Origin of the sequence: Sulfurifustis variabilis (assembly GCF_002355415.1) — a bacterium.
Lineage (GTDB): Bacteria > Pseudomonadota > Gammaproteobacteria > Acidiferrobacterales > Sulfurifustaceae > Sulfurifustis > Sulfurifustis variabilis.
Map to the genome: position 1 here is coordinate 1,948,719 of NZ_AP014936.1, position 24,714 is coordinate 1,973,432.

General features: G+C 66.5%; 26 protein-coding genes and 1 tRNA gene. 5 read left to right on the top strand and 22 right to left on the bottom strand.

Annotated elements, in window-relative coordinates:
• The first annotated feature begins 15 nt into the window (after positions 1 to 15).
• From dapE to SVA_RS09350, 3 genes are all read left to right on the top strand, one after another.
• Positions 16 to 1,143: a succinyl-diaminopimelate desuccinylase gene (gene dapE / locus SVA_RS09340; RefSeq protein ID WP_096460969.1), complete on the top strand. Its 1,128-nt coding sequence runs from the start codon at positions 16 to 18 to the stop codon at positions 1,141 to 1,143.
• A 196-nt stretch (positions 1,144 to 1,339) separates the two neighbouring features.
• Positions 1,340 to 2,110, top strand: coding sequence for a Stp1/IreP family PP2C-type Ser/Thr phosphatase (locus tag SVA_RS09345; RefSeq protein WP_096460970.1), 771 nt, complete (start codon positions 1,340 to 1,342; stop codon positions 2,108 to 2,110).
• 29 nt (positions 2,111 to 2,139) lie between these two features.
• A complete protein-coding gene (locus SVA_RS09350; RefSeq protein WP_096460971.1) occupies positions 2,140 to 2,799 on the top strand; it encodes an FHA domain-containing protein in 660 nt (219 codons plus the stop codon).
• Positions 2,800 to 2,817: 18 nt separating this feature from the next.
• Here SVA_RS09350 and radA read toward each other — a convergent pair whose 3' ends face one another.
• The 8 genes from radA to rnr all read right to left on the bottom strand — a co-directional run bounded on the left by radA (position 2,818) and on the right by rnr (position 10,972).
• Positions 2,818 to 4,188, bottom strand: coding sequence for a DNA repair protein RadA (gene radA, locus SVA_RS09355; protein WP_096460972.1), 1,371 nt, complete (start codon positions 4,186 to 4,188; stop codon positions 2,818 to 2,820).
• Between the two features lie 11 nt (positions 4,189 to 4,199).
• Positions 4,200 to 5,333, bottom strand: coding sequence for an alanine racemase (gene alr / locus SVA_RS09360; protein ID WP_096460973.1), 1,134 nt, complete (start codon positions 5,331 to 5,333; stop codon positions 4,200 to 4,202).
• Positions 5,330 to 6,688 (bottom strand): replicative DNA helicase, encoded by a 1,359-nt coding sequence (gene dnaB / locus SVA_RS09365; RefSeq protein ID WP_096460974.1) that lies wholly within the window; start codon positions 6,686 to 6,688, stop codon positions 5,330 to 5,332. Before dnaB ends, alr begins: the two co-directional genes overlap by 4 nt.
• 89 nt (positions 6,689 to 6,777) lie before the next feature.
• The gene (rplI, locus tag SVA_RS09370; RefSeq protein ID WP_096460975.1) at positions 6,778 to 7,227 is read right to left on the bottom strand and encodes a 50S ribosomal protein L9; all 450 of its coding nucleotides are present in this window, start codon (positions 7,225 to 7,227) and stop codon (positions 6,778 to 6,780) included.
• A gap of 10 nt (positions 7,228 to 7,237) precedes the next feature.
• Complete coding sequence (gene rpsR, locus SVA_RS09375) at positions 7,238 to 7,462, bottom strand: 30S ribosomal protein S18 (RefSeq protein ID WP_096460976.1); 225 nt, start codon at positions 7,460 to 7,462, stop codon at positions 7,238 to 7,240.
• A gap of 3 nt (positions 7,463 to 7,465) precedes the next feature.
• Positions 7,466 to 7,870 (bottom strand): 30S ribosomal protein S6, encoded by a 405-nt coding sequence (gene rpsF / locus SVA_RS09380; RefSeq protein WP_096460977.1) that lies wholly within the window; start codon positions 7,868 to 7,870, stop codon positions 7,466 to 7,468.
• A gap of 121 nt (positions 7,871 to 7,991) precedes the next feature.
• Positions 7,992 to 8,750, bottom strand: coding sequence for a 23S rRNA (guanosine(2251)-2'-O)-methyltransferase RlmB (gene rlmB / locus SVA_RS09385; RefSeq protein WP_096460978.1), 759 nt, complete (start codon positions 8,748 to 8,750; stop codon positions 7,992 to 7,994).
• Positions 8,751 to 8,752: 2 nt separating this feature from the next.
• Positions 8,753 to 10,972, bottom strand: coding sequence for a ribonuclease R (gene rnr, locus SVA_RS09390; RefSeq protein ID WP_197703444.1), 2,220 nt, complete (start codon positions 10,970 to 10,972; stop codon positions 8,753 to 8,755).
• A 98-nt stretch (positions 10,973 to 11,070) separates the two neighbouring features.
• Between rnr and SVA_RS09395 the strand changes: the two genes are divergently transcribed.
• A tRNA-Leu gene (locus tag SVA_RS09395) sits at positions 11,071 to 11,155 on the top strand.
• 61 nt (positions 11,156 to 11,216) lie between these two features.
• Here SVA_RS09395 and SVA_RS09400 read toward each other — a convergent pair.
• The 11 genes from SVA_RS09400 to SVA_RS09450 form a co-directional block, all read right to left on the bottom strand.
• On the bottom strand, positions 11,217 to 12,509 hold the full coding sequence (locus tag SVA_RS09400) for an adenylosuccinate synthase (RefSeq protein WP_096460980.1): 1,293 nt from the start codon (positions 12,507 to 12,509) through the stop codon (positions 11,217 to 11,219).
• A gap of 69 nt (positions 12,510 to 12,578) precedes the next feature.
• On the bottom strand, positions 12,579 to 13,757 hold the full coding sequence (locus SVA_RS09405) for an ATP phosphoribosyltransferase regulatory subunit (RefSeq protein WP_096460981.1): 1,179 nt from the start codon (positions 13,755 to 13,757) through the stop codon (positions 12,579 to 12,581).
• Positions 13,758 to 13,759: 2 nt separating this feature from the next.
• Positions 13,760 to 13,948 (bottom strand): DUF2065 domain-containing protein, encoded by a 189-nt coding sequence (locus tag SVA_RS09410; protein WP_096460982.1) that lies wholly within the window; start codon positions 13,946 to 13,948, stop codon positions 13,760 to 13,762.
• Between the two features lie 9 nt (positions 13,949 to 13,957).
• Positions 13,958 to 14,827, bottom strand: a complete 870-nt coding sequence (gene hflC, locus SVA_RS09415) for a protease modulator HflC (protein ID WP_096460983.1) — start codon at positions 14,825 to 14,827, stop codon at positions 13,958 to 13,960.
• Positions 14,828 to 14,830: 3 nt separating this feature from the next.
• Positions 14,831 to 16,018 carry an FtsH protease activity modulator HflK gene (gene hflK, locus SVA_RS09420; RefSeq protein WP_197703445.1) on the bottom strand — a complete coding sequence of 396 codons (1,188 nt, stop codon included), beginning with the start codon at positions 16,016 to 16,018 and terminating at the stop codon, positions 14,831 to 14,833.
• Positions 16,019 to 16,075: 57 nt separating this feature from the next.
• On the bottom strand, positions 16,076 to 17,353 hold the full coding sequence (gene hflX, locus SVA_RS09425) for a ribosome rescue GTPase HflX (RefSeq protein WP_231971881.1): 1,278 nt from the start codon (positions 17,351 to 17,353) through the stop codon (positions 16,076 to 16,078).
• A gap of 49 nt (positions 17,354 to 17,402) precedes the next feature.
• The gene (gene hfq, locus SVA_RS09430) at positions 17,403 to 17,666 is read right to left on the bottom strand and encodes an RNA chaperone Hfq (protein WP_096462898.1); all 264 of its coding nucleotides are present in this window, start codon (positions 17,664 to 17,666) and stop codon (positions 17,403 to 17,405) included.
• A 98-nt stretch (positions 17,667 to 17,764) separates the two neighbouring features.
• The gene (miaA, locus tag SVA_RS09435; protein ID WP_096460985.1) at positions 17,765 to 18,703 is read right to left on the bottom strand and encodes a tRNA (adenosine(37)-N6)-dimethylallyltransferase MiaA; all 939 of its coding nucleotides are present in this window, start codon (positions 18,701 to 18,703) and stop codon (positions 17,765 to 17,767) included.
• Positions 18,704 to 18,818: 115 nt separating this feature from the next.
• A complete protein-coding gene (gene lysS / locus SVA_RS09440; RefSeq protein ID WP_096460986.1) occupies positions 18,819 to 20,309 on the bottom strand; it encodes a lysine--tRNA ligase in 1,491 nt (496 codons plus the stop codon).
• Between the two features lie 23 nt (positions 20,310 to 20,332).
• A protein-coding gene (prfB, locus tag SVA_RS09445) for a peptide chain release factor 2 (RefSeq protein ID WP_148665429.1) occupies positions 20,333 to 21,437 on the bottom strand; the annotation gives its coding sequence in 2 pieces (ribosomal slippage) (positions 20,333 to 21,355 and positions 21,357 to 21,437; 1,104 coding nt in all).
• Between the two features lie 57 nt (positions 21,438 to 21,494).
• Entirely contained in the window at positions 21,495 to 22,055 is a 561-nt protein-coding gene (locus SVA_RS09450; RefSeq protein ID WP_096460988.1) for a hypothetical protein, read from the bottom strand.
• 124 nt (positions 22,056 to 22,179) lie between these two features.
• On the opposite strand from SVA_RS09450, the gene SVA_RS09455 reads away from it, so the two are divergent.
• Positions 22,180 to 22,611 (top strand): tetratricopeptide repeat protein, encoded by a 432-nt coding sequence (locus SVA_RS09455; RefSeq protein WP_197703446.1) that lies wholly within the window; start codon positions 22,180 to 22,182, stop codon positions 22,609 to 22,611.
• 56 nt (positions 22,612 to 22,667) lie between these two features.
• Here the strand turns inward: SVA_RS09455 and SVA_RS09460 are convergent, their stop codons facing one another.
• From SVA_RS09460 to SVA_RS09470, 3 genes are all read right to left on the bottom strand, one after another.
• Positions 22,668 to 22,865: an Alvin_2107 family globule sulfur oxidation protein gene (locus SVA_RS09460; RefSeq protein WP_096460989.1), complete on the bottom strand. Its 198-nt coding sequence runs from the start codon at positions 22,863 to 22,865 to the stop codon at positions 22,668 to 22,670.
• 80 nt (positions 22,866 to 22,945) lie between these two features.
• The gene (locus SVA_RS09465) at positions 22,946 to 24,163 is read right to left on the bottom strand and encodes a hypothetical protein (RefSeq protein ID WP_096460990.1); all 1,218 of its coding nucleotides are present in this window, start codon (positions 24,161 to 24,163) and stop codon (positions 22,946 to 22,948) included.
• Positions 24,160 to 24,654, bottom strand: a complete 495-nt coding sequence (locus SVA_RS09470) for a thioredoxin family protein (protein WP_096460991.1) — start codon at positions 24,652 to 24,654, stop codon at positions 24,160 to 24,162. Before SVA_RS09470 ends, SVA_RS09465 begins: the two co-directional genes overlap by 4 nt.
• Positions 24,655 to 24,714: the final 60 nt, after the last annotated feature.

Sequence of the window (24,714 nt, forward strand, 5' to 3'; positions counted from 1 at the left end):
GCCAACCCTGCCCACATGGATCGAACTCTCGAGTTGGCGATGGATCTCATCCGGCGGCCGTCGGTCACCCCGCACGACGCCGGTTGCCAGGAACTCATCGCGAAGCGACTCGCGCGATCGGGCTTCGCCATCGAGCACCTTCGATTCGGGGACGTGGAAAACGTCTGGGCGCGCCGCGGCACCGCTTCGCCGTTGGTCGTCTTCGCCGGACACACCGACGTGGTGCCTCCCGGCCCCCTGGAGACCTGGACCTCGGATCCTTTCGAGCCGGTCGTACGCGACGGCCGGCTGTACGGACGCGGTGCGGCCGACATGAAGAGCTCGATCGCGGCCTTCGTCACGGCGATTGAAGACATCGTGGCGCAGGCTTCGGGACACCGCGGATCGATCGGCGTCCTCCTCACCTCCGATGAGGAAGGTCCTGCCGTCGATGGCACTCGCAGGGTCGTGGAGTGGTTGACCGAGCATGGCGTCCTCATCGACTACTGCGTCGTCGGCGAACCGACGTCGGCACGGACTCTCGGCGACACGATCAAGAACGGCCGGCGCGGTTCCTTGAGCGGCCGGCTGGTGGTGAACGGCATCCAGGGCCATGTGGCCTACCCGCATCTGGCCTCGAACCCGATACACGCGCTCGCCCCTGCCCTGGCCGAGCTGGTCGCGACCGAGTGGGACCGCGGCAACGCGGACTTTCCGGCGACGAGCTTCCAGGCATCGAACGTGCGAGCGGGCACCGGCGCCGAGAACGTGATCCCCGGGAGACTCGAGCTCGATTTCAACTTCCGCTTCTCGACCGCCGTGACGGACGCCCTGCTCCGCCGCCGGGTCGAGGAGACGCTGGATCGCCATGGAGTTGACTACGAGATCGCGTGGACCCTCTCCGGGCAGCCTTACCTGACCCCCCGGGGGCGGTTGGTCCAGACGGCACGGGCCGCCGTCAGCGAGGTTCTCGGGATCGAAACCGAACTGTCCACGACGGGAGGAACGTCGGACGGGCGGTTCATCGCACCCACCGGCGCGGAGGTGATCGAGCTCGGTCCGGTGAACGCGACTATCCATAAAATCGACGAGTGTGTGGCTGTCGGGGATCCCGCCCGACTCGCGCTGCTCTACCGTTCACTCTTGGCTAAACTTCTTCTTTAAGCTTCATAGCCTTATCGATTATCCTGACGGTTGTTTCTGAAGCGACCGCCCGGGCATTGGGGCCTGTTTTCGGACGCTATACTTCGCTAGGAGGCCGGAAACACCTGATGCGATTCACACCTGCCGGAACCATCCCGAGCGCTTTTCCGTCGGCTCGCGCCAACCGCCCTTCCTCGTCCGGCAGCCCCGGGGCAGCATGACCCACGTCATCATGACAGGGCTGTCGGATCGCGGCCGGATGCGAGAGGGCAACGAGGACGCGATCGCCACGCGCCCCGAACTCGGTTTCGCGGTGCTCGCCGACGGCATGGGCGGCCACCGGGCGGGCGAAGTGGCGAGCCGCATGGCCGTGGATATCGTGGCGCGCCATCTGGCCGAAAACCTCCCGCCGGGAAACGGCGACGCGGTCGCGGAACCCGTCGTGAGCGAGGCCATACGCCTCGCCAACAACGCCATCTACGACGCCGCCCAGGAGCGTCCCGAGTGCCAGGGCATGGGGTCGACGATCGTCGTCGTGCTCTTCTCGGCCCAGAAGCTCTATGTCGGCCACGTCGGCGACTCGCGGCTTTACCGGTTGCACGACGGCCGCCTCGAACAGCTCACGCAGGATCACTCGGTCATCCAGGAGCTGGTCAACCGGGGCCTCTTCACACCGGAAGAGGCGCGCCAGTCCGTCGCGAAGAACCTGGTTACCCGCGCACTGGGCGTCGAGCCGGGCGTGGTCCCGGACATCAGTGAACGCCGGCTCAGCGCCGGCGACGTCTACCTGCTTTGCTCCGACGGCCTCAACGACGTGCTCGCGGATGACGAGATTGCCGGCATCCTGGACCAGCATCGCGACGATCTCGACGCGGCCGCGCGCCGGATGGTCGAGCGCGCGAACGAGCACGGCGGCCCGGACAACATCTCCGTCATCCTCGCACGGGTAGACGACCCGAGCGGCGAGACCGAGCTGCACGAAATCTAACTATAATCCCGGTGGGGGATCACCTTCGGATGGCCAAGCTCATCATCAAGTACAACGACGACGTGGTCGACCACGTCGAGCTCCGGCAGGGCGACATGAAGGTCGGCCGCAAGCCGGGTTGCGACATCTTCCTCGACAACCTCGCGGTGAGCGGCGAGCACGCGAACATCTTTACCATCGGGGAGGATTCGTTCATTCAGGACATGAACAGCACCAACGGGACGTTCATCAACAACAAGCGCGTGACCAAGCATCACCTGCGCAACGGCGACACCATCACTATCGGGAAGCACGCGCTCGTGTACCTCAACGAGTACGCTCGCGCCGCCGAAGCGGCACCGGAGGGCGGCGATTATGCGAAGACCGTGGTGATCACCCCACCCCCGGGTCCATCGACCGCGGCGACGGCCAGGTCGGCCGCAACCGAACGTCAGGCAGCCCTGTTCGTACTGAACGGCGTCAACAGCGGCAAGCGGATCGAACTGACCAAGACCGTCACCAATCTGGGCAAGACGGGTCGTCACGCCGGCACGATCACCCAGACCGAGGGGGGTTACAAGCTGGCCGGGGCCGGCGATGCCGAGAAGCCGAAACTCAACGGCCGCACGATAGGCGACACGGGCGCGAAGCTGCGCAACGGCGATATCATCGAGGTCGCCGGTACACGCCTGCAGTTCTACCTGAAGTAGAGCGTCCGCCCGCCGGCGCTACCGCAGGAGCTCCAGCGCCTGCTCGAGCCGGCGCACCCCGATGAGCTCGATGTCCGAATCGGGCTTCTTGGGCAGATTCGCAGCCGGGAGCAGGACCCGTTTGAAGCCGAGCTTGGCCGCCTCGCGCACGCGCTCCTGACCGCGTGCCACCGGACGGACCTCGCCCGCCAGACCGACCTCCCCGAACACGACCAGATCCCCCCCGACCGGCCGGTTGCGCAGACTCGAACAGGTCGCGAGGACGATGGCGAGATCCGCGGCCGTTTCGTGCACGCGCACGCCTCCGACCACGTTGACGAAGACGTCCTGATCGTACGTGGCGATGCCGCCGTGGCGGTGCAGCACCGCGAGCAGCATGGCGAGCCGGTTGCCGTCCAGCCCGACGCACACGCGCCGCGGGTTCGCGAGATGACTCTCGTCGACGAGCGCCTGCACCTCGACGAGCAGGGGCCGGGTACCCTCCTGGGTGGCGAGCACCACGCTCCCGGCGACGGCGTCGGCCTGGCGGCTCAGGAACATGGCCGACGGGTTGCCGACCTCGCGGAGACCGCCGTCGGTCATGACGAAGACGCCGATCTCGTTGACCGCGCCGAAGCGGTTCTTGATCGCCCGCACGATCCGGAACGGGCTCCCGGTGTCGCCTTCGAAGTAGAGCACGGCGTCCACCATGTGCTCCAGCACGCGCGGTCCCGCGAGCGTCCCTTCCTTCGTGACGTGCCCCACGAGGAAGAGCGCGGTCCCGGTGCTCTTCGCGTGACGCACGAGCTGCGCGGCGGATTCGCGCACCTGGGCGACGCTCCCCGGCGCGGACTGAAGCGCCTCGGTGTAGGCCGTCTGAATGGAGTCGAGCACGATCACCTGCGGGTGCTCGGCCCGGGCGCAGGCGAGGACGGCCTCGATCCGGTTCTCCGTCAGGAGTTGCACCTGCTCGGCCGGGGTCTGCGCTCCCGCGCCGATCACGCCCAGGCGTCGGGCGCGGAGCGCAATCTGGTCCGCCGATTCCTCGCCGCTGACGTACAGCACGCGGGCGCCACGTCCTATCCGTGCGAGCGCCTGGATCAGGAGGGTGGACTTTCCGATGCCCGGATCCCCGCCGAGCAGCACGACGGAGCCGGCAACGAGGCCCCCGCCGAGCACCCGATCGAGCTCGCCGATGCCCGTCTGCAGGCGCGCGATGCGTTCCGGCTCGATCTCGGACAGGGAATGCGGCGAGGGCGATGCGCCGGCCACGAGCCGGACGCCGCGTGCCGGTGCGACGACCGTTTCGGTGAGCGTATTCCAGGCCGTGCAGGACGGGCACTGACCGACCCACTTCGGACTCTGTGCCCCGCACTCATTGCAGACGTAAACCGACTTTTCGCGAGCCATGGGGCCGACGGTCAGCGCCGCTGTGCCGCGGGATCGGCCGCGTGGGCTGCGGCAGGCGCGCCCTCGTCGACGAGCTCGATCCGCGGGATGCGCTTGGCGACGTGGCACAACAGCTCGTAGCCGATCGTACCGGCGCCCCCTGCCACTTCCTCGACCGGCAGTCCCGGGCCCCACAGCACGACCGGGTCCCCGATCCGGGCCTGCGGCTGGGTGCGTAAATCGAGCGTGATCATGTCCATCGACACGCGCCCGATCAGCGGGACGCGCCTGCCGTTGAGCAGCACGGGGGTCGCAGGCGGCGCGTGACGCGGATAGCCGTCCCCGTACCCGATTGCCGCCACGCCCACGGGCATCGTCTCCGGGCAACGCCAGTCCCCGCCGTACCCCACCGCCTCTCCTTTCCGGCGCACGCTGATCGAGATCAGCTCGGTCGCAAGCGTCATCACCGGCCGGAGATCGAGCTCATCGGCGCGGAAACCCATGAGCGGGGAAGCGCCGTAGAGCATGATGCCCGGGCGCACCCAGTCGAGGTGGCCGGCGGGCCATGCCAGTATGCCGGCCGAGTTGGCGATGCTCTTTTCGAGGCCGAGCCCGTCGACGAGCTTGAGGAAGCGGTCGATCTGGTCCTGCGTGGTGCCGTCGAACTTGTTGTCCGCGTTGGCGAGATGCGACATCAGCCGCACTTCCGAAACCGCGGGACAGGTCTTCAGCCGGACGAGCGTTTCGGGCACCTCGTCTGGCGAAAAACCCAGACGGTGCATACCCGTGTCCACTTTCAGCCACACGGGGAGCGGCGGGAGCCCGGTCGTCGCCTCGAGGATCTGGAGCTGGTGTTCGTGGTGGATCGCCGGCTGGAGCCGGTAGTGCGCGAGGAGCGGCAGCTCATCGGCGCCGAAGAAGCCCTCGAACAGGCAGATCGGGTGCTCGATGCCCGCCTCGCGCAGCACGATGCCCTCCTCCGCACAGGAGACGCCGAAGGCGTCGACGGCCTCGGAGAGGGTATGCGCCACCCATTTCAGCCCGTGGCCGTAGGCATTCGCCTTGACCACGGCCATGATCCGGGCGCCGGGCGCGCTTTGGCGCGCCCGCTCGAGGTTGTGCTTGAGCGCCCGGGCGTCGAGGAAGGCGCGCGCCGGTCGGGTCATGCGTAGTCCCGTTCGAATCCGCCGCTGATGTAGTTCTCGAACTTGGTGTACTCGCCGAGGAAGGTGAGGGTCACCTTGCCGATCGGGCCGTTGCGCTGCTTGGCGATGATGACCTCGGCAGTGCCCTTGGCCGGGCTGTCCTCGTTGTAGACCTCGTCGCGGTAGATGAACAGGATCACGTCGGCGTCCTGCTCGATCGCGCCCGACTCGCGCAGATCCGACATGACCGGGCGCTTGTCCGTGCGGTTCTCGAGACTGCGATTGAGCTGCGACATGGCGATGAGCGGAACGTCGAGCTCCTTCGCCAGGCCCTTGAGCGCCCGGGTGATCTGCGAGATCTCGGTCGCGCGGTTCTCGGTCGTCTCGGTCGACTGCATGAGCTGGAGGTAGTCCACGATGATGAGCCCGAGACCGTGCTCGCGCTTGATGCGCCGCGCCCGGGCGCGGAGCTCCATGGGCGTGATGCCGGGGGTGTCGTCGATGAAGATCGGCGCCTCTGAGAGCAGGCTCACCGCAGAAGTGAGTCGCGGCCAGTCCTCGTCGTCGAGCTTGCCCGTGCGCACCCGATGCGAGTTGATGCGCCCGAGCGAGGCCATCATGCGCATGGCGAGCTGGGTCCCGGGCATTTCGAGGCTGAAAACGGCGACCGGCACGCGGTGTCCGACGGCGGCGTTCTCGGCGATGTTCATCGCCAGCGTCGTCTTGCCCATGGAGGGCCGGCCCGCGATGATGATCAGGTCCGAGTTCTGCAGGCCCGAGGTCTTCTCGTCGAGATCGGTGAAGCCGGTCGCGACCCCGGTGACGCTCCCTTGCGTGCGATAAAGCTGGTCGATGCGGTCGACCGTCGCGCTCAGAATCGACGCGATGGGCTGGTAGCCGGTTCGCGCTCGCCCGCCCATCTCGCTGATGTCGAAGATCCGCTTCTCCGCGAGGTCGAGGAGCTCGCCGGCGGTGCGCCCGTCCGGGCTGTAAGCAAGCTCGCTGATCTCGGTCGCCGCGTTCACCAGGCTGCGAAGCACCGAGCGCTCGCGCACGATAGCGGCATAGGCCACGATATTCGCGGCGCTCGGCGTGTTGTTCGCGAGGGCACCGAGGTAGGCAAGCCCGCCGGCGGCTTCGAGCTCGCCCTGGCTCTCCAGGCGCTCGGAAACGGTGATCACGTCGGCCGGATTGCTCTCGCCGCACAGGGCCGAGATGGCGTTGAAGATCACCCGATGCTCGCGCCGGTAGAAGTCATCGGCCGAAATCTTGTCGGCGATGGCGTCCCAGCGCTGGTTGTCGAGGAGCAGACCGCCGAGCACGGACTGCTCGGCGTCGATGGACTGCGGCGGGACCTTGAGCGCGTCAACCGCCATGAGGGATCCCCTTCGGCAAACGCACCTCCTCCTGGACGGCTATTCGTTGTCCGCCGGCCTGCGTGGGCCGGCGGATCATTATAGTACCGTTACGATTCTCCGATCACCGAGACGATGATTTTCGTCTCGATTTCCGGGTGCAGTGCGAGCATCACCTCGTGATCGCCGATCGTCTTGAGCGGCCCTTGCGGGAGCTCAATCTCCGAGCGTTCGACCTCGAAGCCCGCCTGCTCCAGCCCCTCGCCGATGTCGCGATTCGTGACGGAACCATACATCGTTCCGTCTTCGGCGACCTTACGGACGATCTGGAGCGTGTAGCCGTTCAGCTTCTCGGCCCGGGTGCGCGCCTTCTCCAGCGCGTCGGCCTGGGCGCGTTCGAGCTCGGCACGGCGCGCTTCGAACTTCGCCTTGTTCTCGGCGGTGGCGGGGACCGCCTTGCCGTAGGGGATGAGATAGTTGCGCGCGAATCCGGGGCGGACCTTCACCTGGTCGCCCAGGCCGCCGAGATTGCGCATTTTTTCCAGCAGAATGACTTCCATGCGCCCTCCCTCAGTGGCTGTCCGAGTACGGCATCAGCGCGAGGTAGCGCGCGTACTTGATGGCGCGCGCGAGCTGACGCTGGTAGCGGGCCTTGGTCCCGGTGTTGCGCGCCGGAATGATCCGGCCGGTCTCGGTGACGAAGGTCTTGAGGATCGCCAGGTCCTTGTAGTCGACCTCGGCGATGCCCTCGGCGGTGAACCGGCAGTACTTCTTGCGGCGGAAATAGCGTGACATGAATTACTCCTTCACCGTCTCGGCAACGCGTTCGGTGCTCTCTTCGGAAGCCGGAGCGCCCTCGGGGCGCTCGCTCTTGGCGCCCTCCTCCTTCTCCTTGGCGAGCGGGGAAGGGGCGGTCACGGCGTTCTTGCGCTTGATCACGAGCGAGCGCAGCACCGCGTCGTTGAACTTGAACGACGACTCGAGCTCGCGCACGGTTTCCAGCGCGCACTCGATGTTCATGAGCACGTAGTGCGCCTTGTGGATCTTGTTGATGGGGTAGGCGAGCTGGCGCCGTCCCCAGTCCTCGAGCCGGTGGATGCGGCCCTGGTTGGACTCGATGATGGAACGGTACCGGTCGATCATCGCCGGCACCTGTTCGCTCTGGTCGGGATGGACCAGAAACACGACTTCGTAGTGACGCATTGGACTCCCCTCGGGTTAAGCCTCCCGTCGACCCGAAGGGCGCGGTGAGGCAAGGAGCAGCCGCGGACGGGCCGCGGCCAAGAGCGCGGCATTTTAAGCGCCGCACGGGCGACAGGCAAGGTCACGCCGCCGGGTCGCGGGGGTCACGGCGCTGTCGCACGGCCTCGTACAGGCATACACCGGCGGCGACCGAGACGTTCAGGCTCTCCACGGCCCCGGCCATCGGGATCCGGATCAGTCGATCGCAATGTTCCCGCGTGAGCCGTCGCAAGCCCTGCCCTTCTCCCCCGAGAACCAGGGCCACCCGCCCCGTCAGGTCAACCTCGTAGAGCTCGTCCGGCGCGTCCTGGGTGGCGCCGATGAGCCAAAAACCGGCCTCTCGCAGATCGCGCATGGCGCGCGCGAGGTTCACGACCTGGAACAACTTCACGCTCTCGGCAGCCCCGCTGGCCGCGCGCCGCGCCACCGCGCTGACCGGAGCGGCACGGTCGCGGGGCAGGACGACCCCGGCGCAGCCCGCCGCATCCGCGACGCGCAGGCAGGCGCCGAGGTTGTGCGGATCCTGGACGCCGTCCAGGACGAGCATCAGCGCCGGTCCTCGAAGACCTGCGACATACGCCGCGAGCCCCGCCTCCCCCGCTGCGGGCGCGAGCCGCACCCGAGCGACCGCACCCTGGTGGCGCAGCCCGCGCGCCATCTCGTCGAGCTTCGCGCGGGGCACCCGGTGAAACTTCACTCCCGCGTCCCGGGCAGCGTCGAGCACCCCCTGGACCCGCTTGTCGATACGCTCCTCGTTGACCCACACCCCGGATATCCGTTCGGGCCGCTGCCTGAGCGCGGTCAGCACGGCGTGCAGCCCGACGATGAAGTCCTCGGACACGTTCAGCGCCGCCGACGCCGCGGCCGCGACGTCTTGCCGCTTCGGGAACGTCCGCGGCGCAGGTTCGCCCGCGCGCCCGTCGCCGGCCCGGAGACGGCCGGCTCGAAGTCGATCCGCGCTTCGTCGAGGTCGACCCGTACGACCTTGACCCGTATCGGATCGCCGAGCCGGTATACCTTGTGCGTGCGCTCTCCGATGAGACGGTGCTTCGCCGCGTCGAAGTGGTAGTAATCGTTCCCGAGCGCCGTGATATGTATCAGGCCATCGACGTAGACCTCGCTCAGCTCAACGAAGACGCCGAAGTTCGTCACGCCGCTGATGATGCCCTCGAACTCCTCGCCGATGCGGTCCATCATGAACTCCGCCTTGAGCCAGCGGATCACGTCGCGGGTCGCCTCGTCGGCGCGCCGCTCGGTCAGCGAGCAGTGCTCCCCCTGTTTGCGCGCGAGCTCGAGCGAGACGGGGTGCGGACGGCGGTGCAGGATGTCCTTGATCGCCCGGTGCACGAGCAGGTCCGGGTAGCGCCGGATCGGCGAGGTGAAGTGCGTGTAGTGCGGGTAGCCGAGCGCGAAGTGTCCGATGTTGTCGGGGCTGTAGATCGCCTGGCTCAGGCTCCGGAGCATCACCGTCTGCACCAGCCGCGCGTCCGGCCGCTTCGACAGGCCGGCGAGGAGCTTGGCGTAGTGCTGCGGCTCGGGCGAGTCGCCGCCGCCGAGCGAAAGCCCGAGCTCGAACAGGAATTCGCGAAGCTCGGCGAGCTTGTCGGAGGTCGGGCCCTCGTGTATGCGATAAGGCGCCGCGATCCTGTGCTTCTTGAGGAGCTCCGCCGCGCAGACGTTCGCCGCGAGCATGCACTCCTCGATCAGACGATGCGCGTCGTTGCGCTCCAGCGGCACGATGCGCTCGATCTTGCGCTTCGAATCGTAGAGGATCTTCGTCTCCGGCAGCTCGAAATCCACGGCGCCACGCTTGAAACGGGCGGCATGCAGCGCCTTGTAGAGCGCGTAGAGGTGCTCGAGGTGCGGAACGAGCGGCGCGTGCTCGCGCAGCAGCGCGGCGTCGCGCTTGACGAGCATGTCCGCAACCTTCGTGTAGGTCAGCCGCGCCGCCGAGCGCATGACCCCCTGGAAAAAGCGGTAGTCGCGAATCACACCGCGGTTCGTGATGAACATCTCACAGGCCATGCACAGCCGATCGACCCGCGGATTCAGGGAGCAGAGGACATTGGACAGCACCTCCGGCAGCATCGGGATGACGCGATTGGGGAAGTACACCGAGTTGCCGCGCTCGTAGGCCTCGCGATCGAGCGCGCTGCCCGGGTGCACGTAATGCGCGACATCGGCGATGGCGACGATCAGGCGCCAACCCTTGCCGTCCGGCTCGCAATAGACCGCGTCGTCGAAGTCCCGCGCATCCTCACCGTCGATCGTCACCAGCGGCACGGCGCGGAGGTCCTCGCGACCGGCGTATGCCTCGCTCGGCACCTCCGCGGCGAAGCGACCCGCGGCGTCCAGCACCTCAGGCGGCCATTCGTGCGGGATTTCGTGCGCACGAATGGCGATTTCGATCTCCATGCCCGGTGCCATGTGCTCGCCGATGACCTCCACCACGCGCCCGACCGGCCCGGTGCGCCGGGTGGGCGGCTGCACGATCTGGGCGACGACGATCTGCGCGTCGCGCGCCCCGCCCTCCTCGCCGCGCGGAATCGCGATTTCGTGTGCGATGCGCTTGTCGGCGGAGACGACGAAACCGAGACCCTCGGCCGCGACATAGCGGCCGACGACTGTCTTGTGCAGCCGTTCGATCACCTCAACGACCGCACCTTCGCGCCGGCCACGCCGGTCCACTCCCGTCACGCGCGCGAGTACCCGGTCGCCGTGCATCACCGCACGCATCTCGCGCGGCGGCAGGAACAGGTCCTCGCCGCCCTCCTCGGGTATCAGGAAACCGAATCCGTCCGGATGTCCGGTGACGCGCCCGCGCACCATGTCCATCTTCTGCGGCAGCCCGTACAGGCCGCGCCGGTTTTTCAGGAGCTGTCCGTCACGCTCCATCGCGCGCAGCCGCCGGCCGAAGGCGTCGCGATCGCGGTCACCCTCGACCGCGAGCGCCTCCGCGATGGCCTCGAAGGTAAGTGGCTCGCCCCGCTCACTCAGGAGCGCGAGCACCGCCTCGCGGCTCGGCACCGGAAACTCGTAGCGGCCGGCTTCGCGCTCGGCCATGGGATCGCTTGAAGGTGACTTGTCGCGCGTTGACATGAATGAGAGGTCTCAGTAGAGTGCGCCGTCCTGCCGGGTGCCGTATAATTTCGCGGTTCCGTGCCGAGGTGGCGGAATTGGTAGACGCGCTAGATTCAGGTTCTAGTGGGGAAACCCGTGGAGGTTCAAGTCCTCTCCTCGGTACCAACACATAAGTACCACGCAAGTAGCAGCCGGCGACAGTCCCTGTCTGTGTCCGTTCACCGGCTCAATCAAACGGGTGATGCAGGATGATCGTCTCGTCGCGCTCGGCGCCGGTTGAGATGATATCGACGCGCGCGCCCGTCAGCTCCTCGATGCGCGCAAGGTAGCGCAGCGCGTTCCCGGGGAGACCCTCCTTCCGCTTCACGCCCAGGGTGGACTCCTTCCAGCCCGGCATTTCCTCGTACACCGGCTCGCATCTGGCGAGCGCTTCCGCGCCGCTCGGCGGGGTCTTACGCGTTTCGCCCTCGTAACGGTAGGCGATGCACAGCCGCACCGTCTCGAGGCCGTCGAGGACGTCGAGCTTGGTGATGCACAAGCCGTCGATGCCGTTCAGCTGCACCGCGCGGCGCATGATGATCGCGTCGAACCAGCCGCAGCGCCGCCGCCTGCCGGTGGTGGCCCCGAACTCGTTGCCGCGCTTCGACAGGAACTCGCCGACCTCGTCGTGCAGCTCGGTCGGGAACGGTCCGGCGCCGACGCGCGTCGTGTAGGCCTTGGTGATGCCGAGCACGTAGTTGAGCTTGTTCGGACCGACCCCGGTTCCCAGCGCGGCGTTGGCGGCACACGTGTTCGAGGAGGTGACGAATGGGTAGGTGCCGTGATCGATGTCGAGGTACGTGCCCTGCGCGCCTTCGAACAGGATCGGGCGACCGGCACGCGCGTAGCCGTCGAGCAGCTCGGGCACGTCGGCCACGAGCGGACGCAGCCGCTCGCCTTGCGCGAGCGCCTCGTCGAGCGTTCGCCGATAGTCCACGGTCTCCGCCTTGAAGTAATGCTCGAGCGCGAAGTTGTGGTAGTCCATTACCTTTTCAAGCTTCTCGCCGAAGCCCCGCGCGTCGAAGAGATCGCCGACGCGCAGCCCCCGCCGCGACACCTTGTCCTCGTAGGCCGGTCCGATGCCCCGGCCGGTGGTTCCGATCGCCTGCTTGCCGCGCGCGCGTTCGCGCGCGTGATCCAGGGCGACGTGGTACGGCATGATCAGAGGGCAGGCGTCGCTCACGCGGAGCCGCGCGGCGACGTCGACGCCGTTCCGCTCGAGCTCGCCGATCTCCTCGAAAAGCGCCGCCGGCGAGAGCACCACACCGTTGCCGATGAGGCACATCACCTGGTCGCGCAGGATGCCCGACGGGATCAGGTGGAGCACCGTCTTCTTCCCCTCGATGACCAGCGTATGTCCCGCGTTGTGGCCGCCCTGATAGCGCGCGACCGCATGCGCGCGATCGGTAAGCAGGTCGACGATCTTGCCCTTGCCTTCGTCTCCCCACTGGGTACCGACAATGACGACGTTCTTGGCCATATAGTTGTGCTCTCAGCATTCAGCTTCGTGCGGTCCCGGCGGCTCCGCCGACCCGCACGACGGACGGCTTCAGGATAATTTCGTAACGGTCCAGCGCCCGTTCCGACGTACGAGCTCGCGATCGCAACCGAGGTCGGCCGGCGTGGCGCCGTCGCCCGGAAGCTTCCGTACGACGCGCTCGCCGGCCGCGCGCAGACTCGCTATCTCCTCCGCGAGCTGTGCGTCTTCGTCGACCGGCGCCGCAATGCCGCCGCGCGGTTCCACGCGCACGTCACCCGCGCGCGCAAGCTCGCGCAGATCGGCGCCGAATCCCGTGGCGGCCCGGTCCCGACCGAAGGCCCGGCCGATGCCGTCGTAACGGCCCCCCTTGGCGATCGCCCGGCCCCGCCCAGGCACAAAGGCCGAGAACATGGCCCCCGTGTAGTAATGGTACCCGCCGAGCTCGGCGAGATCGAAACAGAGCTCGGCGTCGGGCGACTCCGCGGCCACACGGCGCGCGATCGCCTCGAGTTCCGAGATCGCCTCCAGCGCAAGCGGGTACCGTGTGTACTCCTTTCTCGCCCGCTCCAGCACCTCCGGGCCGCCATTGAGCTCCAGCATTCCGAGAATCGCCCCCGACAGCGATGCGGGGACGGACCACGACCGGAGCGAGCTTTCCACCTCGCTGCGCGCCTTGCGCTGCAGCGCATCGAGCAGTTCGTCCCGGTGATCCCCGTCCAGGCCCGCCGCCTCGGCGAGGCCGCGAAAGACCCCCACGTGCGCGAGGTCCACGTGCGGGCGGCGTATGCCGGCGAGCGCGAGCGTCGCCAGCATGAGGCCCATCACTTCGGCGTCGCTCTCCGGCCCATGATGCCCGAAGAGCTCCGCGCCGAGCTGCAGCGGTTCCCGAGACCCGGCGAGATTCTCCGGGCGCGTGCGCAGCACCGGGGCGAGATAGCACAACCGAACCGCCCCTTCGCGCTTGAGGTAATGCGCGTCGATGCGCGCCGCCTGCGGCGTCATATCGGCGCGGATGCCCATCAGTCGTCCCGTGAGCTGGTCCGTGAGCTTGAACGTCTGCAGGTCCATCTCGCGCCCGACGCCGGTGAGGAGCGCCTCCAGGTACTCGATGAGCGGCGGCATGACGAGCTCGTAGCCCCAGCGGTCGAACAGGTCGAGCACGGCGCGGCGCAGCGCTTCCAGCCGGCGCGCTTCGGCCGGGAGGGTCTCCTCGATACCTTCCGGCAGGAGCCAGCGGTCCCTGGCCATCGTCAGCCTCTTACCCAGTACAACGCCAGTAACCCGATCAGCATGCTGGAGAATCCGGCGATGCGCAGTTGCACGTCGCTGAGGTCGCCCAGCAGGGCGAGCGCACGCCGCAGCCCGGACGGATTGAGAAACGGGAGGATACCTTCGAGCACGAGCATGAGCGCCAGGGCCGCGGCGAGGTCCCGCCACATCGCTGCGCGCTAGCGCGCCGGCTTCTTCATGTACTTGAAGAAGTCCGAGCTTGGGTCGACGATCATGATGTCGTCTTTGTTCTTGAAGCTTTCCTTGTACGCGTTGAGGCTCCGGTAGTACGCGAAAAACTCCGGGTACCGGCCGAAGGACTCGGCATACACCGTGGTCGCACGTCCGTCGCCTTCGCCGCGGATGCGCTCGGCCTGCCGGTACGCGTCGGCCAAAAGGACCTCGCGCTGGCGCTCCGCGTTCGCGCGGATCTTCTCGGCCGCCTCCTCGCCCTGCGCACGGAGCTCGTTCGCGATGCGCGAGCGCTCCGCCTTCATGCGCTGGAAAACCGACTGGCTCACCTCGTCCGGCAGGTCGACCCGCTGCAGCCGCACGTCAAGGACGTGGATGCCGAAGCGGCGCGCCTCGCGATCCGCGTACTCGGTCAGGACCTGCATGATTTTGCCGCGCTCGGTGGAGATCACACTCTGGACATCGCGTTTGCCGAATTCGTCACGCAAGCCGCTGTTGACCACCTGCTCGAGACGACGGCGCGCTTCGGTCTCCTGGCCACCGACCGTCAGGTAGTACTGACGCGCATCCAGCACCCGCCACTTCACGAACGAGTCGACGATGACATACTTCTTCTCGCGTGTGAGGAACGGCTGTGGATCGGCGTCCATCGTGAGGATGCGTGAATCGAAATAACGCGCATCGTCGATGAACGGAGTCTTGATGTGGAGGCCCGGCATGTCGTCGTGGCGAAGGATTTGCCCGAACCGTACCACGATCACCTTTTCACGCTCGTCGACCGAGTAGAACGCCGACAGCATCGTGACGATTGCCAGCAGCGCAACGATGCCAATGGCGATGAGCTTGGTCTGCGTCATGGCCTAGCCTCCGCCCCGACGACGTGCATCAGCGCGGCCGCGGGCAGCGGCCGCGTCGCGGCCCGCCGCTCCCGAATCCGCCTCGCTCGTCGGCGGGGTGGGCATCGCCGCCGTCGCGCCGTCGCCTCGCGGGGCGAGCCGATCGATCGGAAGATACAGCAGGTTTCCGGTCTTCTGATCGACGAACACCTTCGTGCTGTTGCTCAACACCTGTTCCATGGTCTCGATGTAGAGTCGCTCGCGCGTGACCGCCGGCGCCTTGACGTACTCCGTCGCAATCTGGGTGAAACGGCGCGCGTCGCCTTCGGCGCGCGCGATCACGCTCGCCTTGTAGCCTTCCGCCTCCTGGATCAGACGCGCTGCGGCGCCGCGGGCACGCGGAATCACGTCGTTGGCGTAGGCCTCGGCCTCGTTCTTCAGGCGCTGCTCGTCCTCACGCGCCTTGACCGCGTCGTCGAACGCGGGCTTGACCTCGTCCGGCGGCTGCGCCCTCTGGGTCTCGACCGCCAGGATGTCGATGCCCGATTCGTAGCGATCGAGGATCTGCTGCAGGAGCTCGCGCGCATTTTGCGCGAGCTGTTCGCGGCCCTCGGTGAGCGCGAAGTCGAGCGTGCTCTTGCCGACGCTTTCGCGCACCGCGGACTCGGTGGCCGCCGCGATCGTGACCTCGGGGTCGCGGACGTTGAAAAGAAAATCACCCGCGTCCTTGATCTTGTATTGGACGGCGAATTCGACGTCGATGATGTTCTCGTCCTCGGTGAGCATCAGCGCCTCCTTGGGCACCTTGCTCCTCCCGCCCGTACGCGGGTTGCTGCGGTAGCCGATCTCGATGGTGGAGACCTTCTCGACGTTCACCTTCTCCACCCACTCGATCGGATACGGGAAGTGCCAGCGCAGCCCGGCATCGGTGACGCGGTGCTTCTCCCCGAAGCGCAGCACCACCCCGCGCTCGCCCTGCTGGACGATATAGATACCGGACAGCAGCCACACGCCGACGATCACGAGCAGGATCAGCCCGATGCCGAAGCCACGCGCGCCTCCCCCACCGCCGCGCCGACCTCCGAACAAACCGCTCAGCCGCTGCTGGATATTGCGGACGATCTGGTCGAGGTCCGGCGCCTGGCCGGGCTTCCTGCGCTGACCCCAAGGGTCTTTATCGCCGCCCGAACCGCCGGGCACGTTCCACGCCACGCGTTACACTCCGTACCGGGTTAAATAACCGCTCTTGGAGAAGACAAAGGCGGCATTCTAGGAGAGGCTTCCAGTGGGGGCAAGAATACACCGGGAATCCGCCACCACGAACTCGTCACGAAAATCCGGTTGCTGCACGACCCACGCCAGCTGCTCGGGATCCAGGGCGAGCTCGACGAGCCACCCGCCGCTCTCGAGAGGGGTCTCGCGGGCGACGTGATAGCGCTCGTAGAGGGCGGCGCGCAGTCGTCCTGCCGACGACGGCAGCTTGAGGACGCATGGCCGGCGTCGCTGACGAAAGTGCTCGCCCATCGCCTCGACCAGGAGATCCACGCCGTCGCCGGTGCGGGCCGAGACCCAGACCTTGCTGACCCGGCCGGCGGCGTCCCGCTCGACCCGGGCCGCCTGCCCGGTGAGGTCGATCTTGTTGTACACCAGAATGCGCGGCACCGACTGCGCATCGATCTCTCCGAGCACCTGATCCACCTGTTCCATGTGCTGTTGCCTGTCCGGGTCCGCCACGTCGATGACGTGCAACAGCAGGTCGGCCTGGGCGACCTCCTCGAGCGTGGACTTGAAGGCTTCGACCAGGTCGTGCGGAAGCTGGCTGATGAATCCCACGGTATCGGCGAGGATGACCGCGGTCTTGCCCGGCAGTTCGGTCCGCCGCATCGTGGGATCGAGCGTGGCGAAGAGCTGGTCGGCGGCGTAGACACCGGCACCGGTGAGGCGATTGAACAGCGACGACTTGCCCGCGTTGGTGTAGCCGACCATGGACACCGTCGGGATCGGCACCTTGTGCCGCGCGCGCCGGCGACTGCGCCGCTGTACGGTGAGCTGCGCCAGGCGTTCGTTGAGCTTCTTGATGCGGTCCCGGATCAGGCGGCGGTCCACCTCGAGCTGCGTCTCGCCGGGTCCGCGCAGCCCGATACCGCCCCGTTGACGTTCGAGGTGCGACCACCCGCGCACCAGCCGGGTGGCGAGGTGCTCGAGCTGGGCGAGCTCCACCTGCAGCTTGCCCTCGTGCGACCGCGCACGCTGCGCGAAGATGTCGAGGATCAGCCCCGTACGATCGAGCACCCGGCAGGCGACGACCTTTTCGAGGTTGCGCTCCTGCGCGGGCGACAACGTGTGGTTCACCAGCACGAGGTCGGCATGCTCCCGGGCAACCGCCTCCTGGATCTCCTGCGCCTTGCCGCTGCCGACAAAGCTGGCGGCGTCCGGCCGTTCGCGGCGTCCGTAGACGGTCCCGCACACCTCCGCCCCCGCCGACTCGGCGAGGAGCCTCAGTTCCTCGGCGTTGCCGGTCTCCTCACCCGGAAAGCGGACGTGCACAAGCAGCGCCCGCTCGCGAGGGCGGGGCGCCGAGCCTGCGGCGTGGGAGTTAATCGTTCCCGGACCCCTTGTCGGAGGATTCAACGCTTTCGAAATGGAACTTGACCGGTCGGTTGGGCACGACCGTGGAGATGGCATGCTTGTAGATCATCTGGCTGACCGAGTTCTTCAGCAGCACCACGAACTGATCGAACGACTCGATCTGGCCCTGGAGCTTGATACCGTTCACCAGGAAGATCGAAACCGGGACGTGCTCCTTCCTTAGGGTGTTCAGAAAAGGGTCCTGTAAGGCTTGCCCTTTTTGTTGGCTCATGACAGTTCTCCTGTTCTTATCGTCGTACGGCCTGATGGCCTCTAGTTTTTCGGCGGACCGATCCGCAGTCCGGTTTCGATTATATCTGACTTCGTTCATCAGCACGTGAAGCGGCGGACGTTGTCCAACGCCGCCTCGATGGGCGGGTCATCGCTGCAGTCCAGGAAGCGTACATCCGGGTAGCGACGCAACCACGTCATCTGACGCTTTGCGAGCTGACGGGTTGCCGCAATCGCTTGCTGTATCATTTGATTATAGTCGACCGACCCAGTCAAGTAATGCCACACCTGACGATAACTCACCGTTCGCATCGACGGTCGCGTCAGATCGAGATCTCCGCGCCGGTACAAAGCTTCGACCTCTCCGACAAGTCCGCGTTCCAGCATCGCTTCGAATCGGCGCGCCATCCGCGCGTGCAAAGCCGCGCGCCGATCAGGCCAAAGCCCGATTTTCACGAAGCGATACGGCGCGCGTTCGGGTACCGCACGCCGCAACGCGCTCGGTGCCTGCCCGGTCACCGCGTGTATCTCGAGGGCCCGCTGGATCCGGTGCGGATCGCTCGGGCGGACGCGTGCGGCGGTCTCCGGATCGATTTCGGCCAGCCGGGCATGCAGGCTGGGCCAGCCCTTCCGGGCGGCCTCCTCGCTGATCCGGCGCCGGACGTCCGCGTCGGCCGAAGGCAGCGCCGACAGTCCGTACTCGAGCGCCCTGAAATAAAACATGGTTCCGCCGACGAGCAGCGGAATTCGGCCCGATGCCGCGATGCGCCCCATTTCACGCAGCGCGTCCTCCCGGAAATCGGCGGCGGAATAACTCTCGGCCGGGTCGCGGATGTCGATCAGCCGGTGCGGCGCGCGCTTCTGTTCCTCGGCGGTCGGCTTCGCCGTGCCGATGTCCATGCCGCGGTAGATCTGGGAGGAATCGACGCTCACGATGTCGACCGGAAGCACGTCGTGCAGGGCGAGCGCGATCGCGCTCTTTCCCGAGGCGGTCGGCCCCATCAGGCAGATCGCGAGCGGTCGGGCAGGTTGGGACATCAGCACGGGAAGACAATGTTGAATGCTGAATTTTGAATGCTGTATTGTCGTGCGCGCCGCGCGCGCTTCGTTAATTCAACATTCAACATTCAGCATTCGAGGCTTCAGCTCACCGTCAGCCTTCCGGCCGCATGTGGGGGAAGAGCAGGACGTCCCGGATGGAGGGGGAATCGGTGAAGAGCATCACCAAACGGTCGATGCCGATACCCTCCCCCGCGGTCGGCGGCATGCCGTGCTCGAGGGCGCGGATGTAATCCGCATCGAAGTGCATGGCCTCCTCGTCGCCCGCCTCCTTCTCCTGCACCTGACGGCGGAAACGCTCGGCCTGGTCTTCGGCGTCGTTGAGCTCCGAGAATCCGTTCGCGATCTCGCGGCCGCCGACGAAGAGCTCGAAGCGGTCGGTGATCGTCGGGTCGGCGTCGTTTTTACGCGCGAGCGGCGAGACCTCGGTCGGAAAGCCGGTGATGAACGTCGGCTCGCGGAGCTTGTCCTCGACGGTCTTCTCGAAGAGCTCGTACTGAATCTTGCCGGTGCCGTAACCCGGCTTCGGGTCTATCTGGAATCGTCGTGCGACCTCGCGCGCACGATCGATGATCTCCAGGTCCTCCGGGCGAAGATCGGGGTTGAACCTCAGCACGGCCTCCTTGAGCGCCAGGCGCTGAAACCTTGCGCTGAAGTCGTACGTTTCGCCCTGGTACGTCAACCGCGTCGTCCCGAGCACCTGTTCCGCCAGGCCGCGGAGCATCTCCTCCGTGAGGTTCATGAGGTCGCGGTAGTCCGCGTAGGCCTGGTAGAACTCCAGCATGGTGAACTCGGGGTTGTGACGCGTGGACAACCCTTCGTTGCGAAAATTACGGTTGATCTCGTAGACCTTCTCGAAGCCTCCGACCACGAGACGCTTGAGGTAAAGCTCCGGCGCGATGCGGAGGAAGAGCTGCATGTCGAGCGCCTGGTGATGCGTGATGAACGGGCGCGCGGTCGCGCCCCCGGGGATCGCCTGCATCATGGGCGTTTCGACCTCCAGGAAACCGCGGCCGTCCAGGAAGCGGCGGATGTAGCGCACAATCTCGGAACGCATCCGGAAGGTCTTGCGGGCCACCTCGCTCATGATGAGGTCCAGGTAGCGCTGCCGGTACTTGGTTTCCGTGTCCGCGAGGCCGTGATATTTCTCGGGCAGCGGGCGCAGCGCCTTCACGAGCAGCCGGACATCATCGACCTTTACGGAGAGCTCGCCGGTCTTCGTCTTGAAGAGCACGCCGTCGGCACCGAGGATATCGCCGATGTCCCACTTCTTGAACTCCTCGTAGCGCTCGCCGAGCGTGTCGCGCGTCAGATAAAGCTGCATGCGACCCGACATGTCCTGAAGATGACAGAACGCCGCCTTGCCCATGATGCGCCGCGTCATCATCCTTCCGGCTATCTTCACCCGCACGTTGCGCGCGTCGAGCTCGGCCGCGTCCTTTTCGCCGTACTCGGCATGCAGCTCGCCGGCGACGACGTTACGCCGGAAGTCGTTCGGAAAGGCGATTCCGCGCGCGCGCAGCTCCGCGAGCTTGGCGCGGCGCTGCGCGATCTGGTCGTTGGATTCGGAGGTGTCGTCCGCCATCGGCTGCCTGTTCTCGTCAGTGGTCACAGTCCGCTCTTCAGGCTCGCCTCGATGAATTCGTCGAGGTCGCCGTTCAGGATGGGTTCCGGGTTGCCGGACTCGATCCCGGTGCGCAGGTCCTTGACGCGCGATTGATCGAGGACGTACGAGCGGATCTGGTGCCCCCACTCGATGTCGGTCTTGGTGCTCTCGAGTTTCTGCCGTTCCGTATTGCGCTTCTGCATCTCGAGCTCGTACAGGCGCGCCTTCAGCATCTTCATGGCTTCGGCGCGGTTCCGGTGCTGCGAGCGGTCCGACTGGCACTGGACGACGATTCCGCTCGGCATGTGCGTGATACGCACGGCGGAATCCGTCCGGTTGACGTGCTGCCCGCCGGCACCGCTCGCCCGGTAGGTGTCGACACGAAGGTCCGCCGGGTTCACGTCGATGTCGATGTCCTCGTCCACTTCCGGATAAGCGAACACCGAGGCGAACGAGGTGTGGCGGCGGTTGCCGGCGTCGAAGGGCGACTTCCGCACGAGGCGGTGGACGCCCGATTCCGTGCGCAGCCAGCCGTAGGCGTAGGGACCGGTGAAGCGCACCGTGGCGCTCTTGATACCCGCCACTTCGCCCTCCGAGATCTCGAGGATCTCGGTCTTGAAGCCATGGCGCTCGCCCCACATGAGATACATGCGCAGCAGCATGTTCGCCCAGTCCTGAGCCTCGGTTCCCCCGGATCCGGCCTGGATATCGAGGAAGGCGTTGTGGGAATCCATCTCGCCGGAGAACATCCGGGCGAACTCCAGCTCGCCCAGCTGCTTCTCGAGCCGTTCGAGATCGACGCCTACGGACTGGACGACCTCGGGGTCGTTTTCCTCCCTCGCCAGGTCGAGCAGTTCCTGCGCCTGACCGAGCTCGGCGCCGAGGCGCTGCAGCGCCCCCAACGATTTCTCCAGCTTCGACCTTTCACGGCCGAGCGCCTGCGCCCGCGCCGGATCGGCCCACACTTCCGGGCGCTCCAGCTCGGCCCGGACCTCCGCTAAGCGCTCCTGCTTGGCGTCGAAGTCAAAGATACCCCCGAAGGACCTGCGCGCGATGCTGCAGATCCTTGAGCTGGGTATATAAGGAGGTGAGTTCGAGAGTGGCCAAAACGTATTGCTCGCAGATTCAGGATATTGTACCGGATCGGTGCGCAGGCGCCTTGAATCAGCCGACCTTCACACCCATGACCTCGCCCACCGCTTTCTTGACCACCTTCACGGCATCGGGGGCCTCGATTTCCATGACGTACTCGAGCACCCACTTGTTGTCGGCGGCGTTCATGACTTCCGCAACCCGCTCGCCCAGGTAGCGCACGAATGCGTAACCGGGGCCGGCCGGGCCGTACTCGCACTCGGCATAGTCTCTGAAGCGCGCGTTCAGTGTATCGAAGAAGGGCGTCACGTAGTCGCCGGGGCCCCGAAGCTCGACCTGGCTGTCCTGGATGTTTCGGGACAGGTGACGGGCAAGCGCGTTGACGAAGGCCGCGCGATCCGGCTCGCTGATCTGCCCGTAAACGATGCGGTCCGCGATCTGCACCAGAAAGGCAATAAACTCGGTCACGAATCCGGTCACCTGTTCCGGCGAGGTGAAGTTGAAGTTCTCCTTGCCCATGCGCCGGAAGGCTTCGTGCGCCGCTTTCCAGACCGCCACAGCGACGACGCTCGCCCGCTCCTCGACGGTCTTCGGGCCGGACTTGCGAAACCGGGTCTTGATGCGAACGGCCATGGGGCCTGCGTTATACCGGAAAACGTCCGGTTGCTGAATAGCGAGTCCACATGAAGCCTGCGCGTTTCATCGCCCCGCGACGATCTGTCTGGCAGAATGCGCGCTTTCCAGCGAGACGACGCCGATGACAGACGATCTCGACATGAACCGCGTGAGCGGCATGGCGGCCTTCGAGGCCAAGGAGTTTCCGAAGGCATGGCAGTTTCTCCTGCCGCTCGCCGAGACGGGCGATGCCGAGGCCCAGCATCGCCTCGCGATCATGGCGCAGAACGGGCTCGGGCGGGTCAAGAGCGACACCGAAGCGCTCAAATGGATGCGCGCCTCCGCGGCGCAGGGCTACGCGCTCGCGCAGCATGGGCTCGGCTTCATGTATCTGCACGGCGAATGCGTCGCGCGCGACCCGGTCGAGGCGGCGAAGTGGTTCCAGCGCGCGGCCGAACAGGGCCTCGCAGGGTCGCAGATGACGCTCGGGATGATGTACGAGCAGGGGCTCGGGGTCGACAAGAACGACGCGGAAGCGCGGAAGTGGTACGCGAAGGCGGAGGCCGGGGCCTGAAACGAACGGGCCGCCCGGAGGCGGCCCGCTTGGGATGACTGCTGCTCGACTTCCGGTTACTTGCGAACCCAGGACTGGAAGTTGTCGACCTTCTTGGACAGACCGTCCTGATAGCCCGCATCGTAGGCCTCGGTAATCCGCTGCTCCTCCCGCTTGGGGTTGCGCAGATAGCCAGACGCCCAGCCGTTGATGTACTCGGCGTCGACTTTGCTCTTCTCCATCTTGTCGATGGTCTCGTAATAAATGTTGGCCATGGAAGAAGCGCTCCTCGTACAGTGGGCCGTCTAAAAGGAGCCGCTAATATTACCGGAAGGAAACCGCTTTTCAATAGCGGTTAACGGCCCCGAGGCGCGTAGACACCTCGTATATACCGAATTCGCGTGGGGGATTCGGGACCCGCCTGGTCTACCCACGCGAGATGCAGGTCGCCGTTTTCATCGAACGCGAGCGCGGGGCTCGTTTGCGCGCCGGCACCCGATGCGGCGGGCACGGTCTCGTCCGCACTCCAGCCGCCCTCCTCCGGCCACGAGATCCAGATGTCCGGGGTCTCGTCCCGGTCGTCGTTCCAGACGACCGCCATCCGGCCTCTCGCGTTTGCGCCGATCGCCGCATGCCATTGGCTGATGGCGTTGCCGAACTCGTCCTGCACCTTCTGGTTGGGGCCGAAACGCTTGCCGTCCCGGCTGAGGGCCGCATAGACGTCATAGCCGGACGTGAAGTCACGCTTGTCCAGCCACGCGGCCGCGATGCCCTGCTCTCCCCGCTCGACGAGAACGACGCGCGCGACGCCGGGGCCGCGGCCGTAGATCGCAGAGCGGCGCGGGGGCTGCTCGTTCAGCATCCGGGGTGCTGCGAACTGAAGCGATCGCGCCGGCGCGTGGGTGTGCAGGAGAACCGTGTGGCCGTGGCGGCGATCTTCCCAGGCGACGGCGACCCGGCTGCCGTTCGCGGCAACGCTCGGGTAGATCTGATCCGCCTTCGGCGCATCGGGATCCACCTGGACCGCTCTGGCCGCACCGAGCGGCCGCTCCACGTCCTCGAACTCGAGCCGGGCGAGCCGGATCGATGCGGCTCCTCTCGCGCGCTCGCTCCATACCACGAAGGCGACTCCGTCGCGCGCGGCCACGCTCGCCTGGCTGGCTTCGGCGCCCGACAGACGTTGCACCGGACCCAGGCGCCGCGCATCGAGCGCGCGTGTCCACACCGCGCCGTCCTGCTCCCAGACGGCGAGAAAGCGGCCGTTTCCGAGGGCGGCGATCGCCGGTTCGTACGCCTGCGATCCGGTACTGATCATGCGTGCGGCATCGAACGCCGCGGCGCCGTGCGGCTTGAGCGCCACATAGGCCTGGGGCGCGCCGGTGTGATTGTCTTCCCAGACGATCGCCACCGAGCCGTGGTCCGATGCCACGTTGCGCCGCCCGGCCGATTCCAGGTGATGAAAGACGCCCGGACCCGCCGGTGGCGCGACGTCCACGGGTTCGCCGAACGCCCACGGCGCGGCGCCGGCCGCCGCGGGAACAAGCCCCAGCAGGAGGCCCGCGAGACGCCTCAAGGCGTCTCCGCCAGGTACTGCTTGATGTCCTTGGTCCGGTAGATGCCTTCGCGTACGAACCGGTCGTAGGCGACGAAGTCCTTGACCGTTTGCACGCCGGCAATCTTGAAGATGAGCTTGCCGTCCGGCTCGAGGTAGGCGAAGAGCGGCGTGGCGAACGCCTTGAAGCGGGTGCCGAGCTCCATTTCCGTGATGCGTTCGCCGCTCGGCAAGGTGAGCCTCCGGCCGCTTTCCGCGTCGACGTAGACCAGGACGTAGTGGTCGGTGAAGGTGCGCTTCAGGGCCTCGTCCGAGAACGCCTGCTTGTTGGTGAGATCGCACCAGCCGCATCCCAGCCGCCCGAAATAAAGGAAGATGGGCTTGTCGGCCCTCCGTGCGGCGAGCAGTCCCTCGTCGTAGGAAACGAAGGGATAGCCGTCCGGCGGATCGGCGACCGACCCGAACGAGGCGGCGAGCAGAACGATGGCCGACAGAACACGTACAACGCGCATCGGTTTCTCCTGGCCTGTTTCGGTTCCCCGGACCGGGACGCCCATATACTATTATATGCA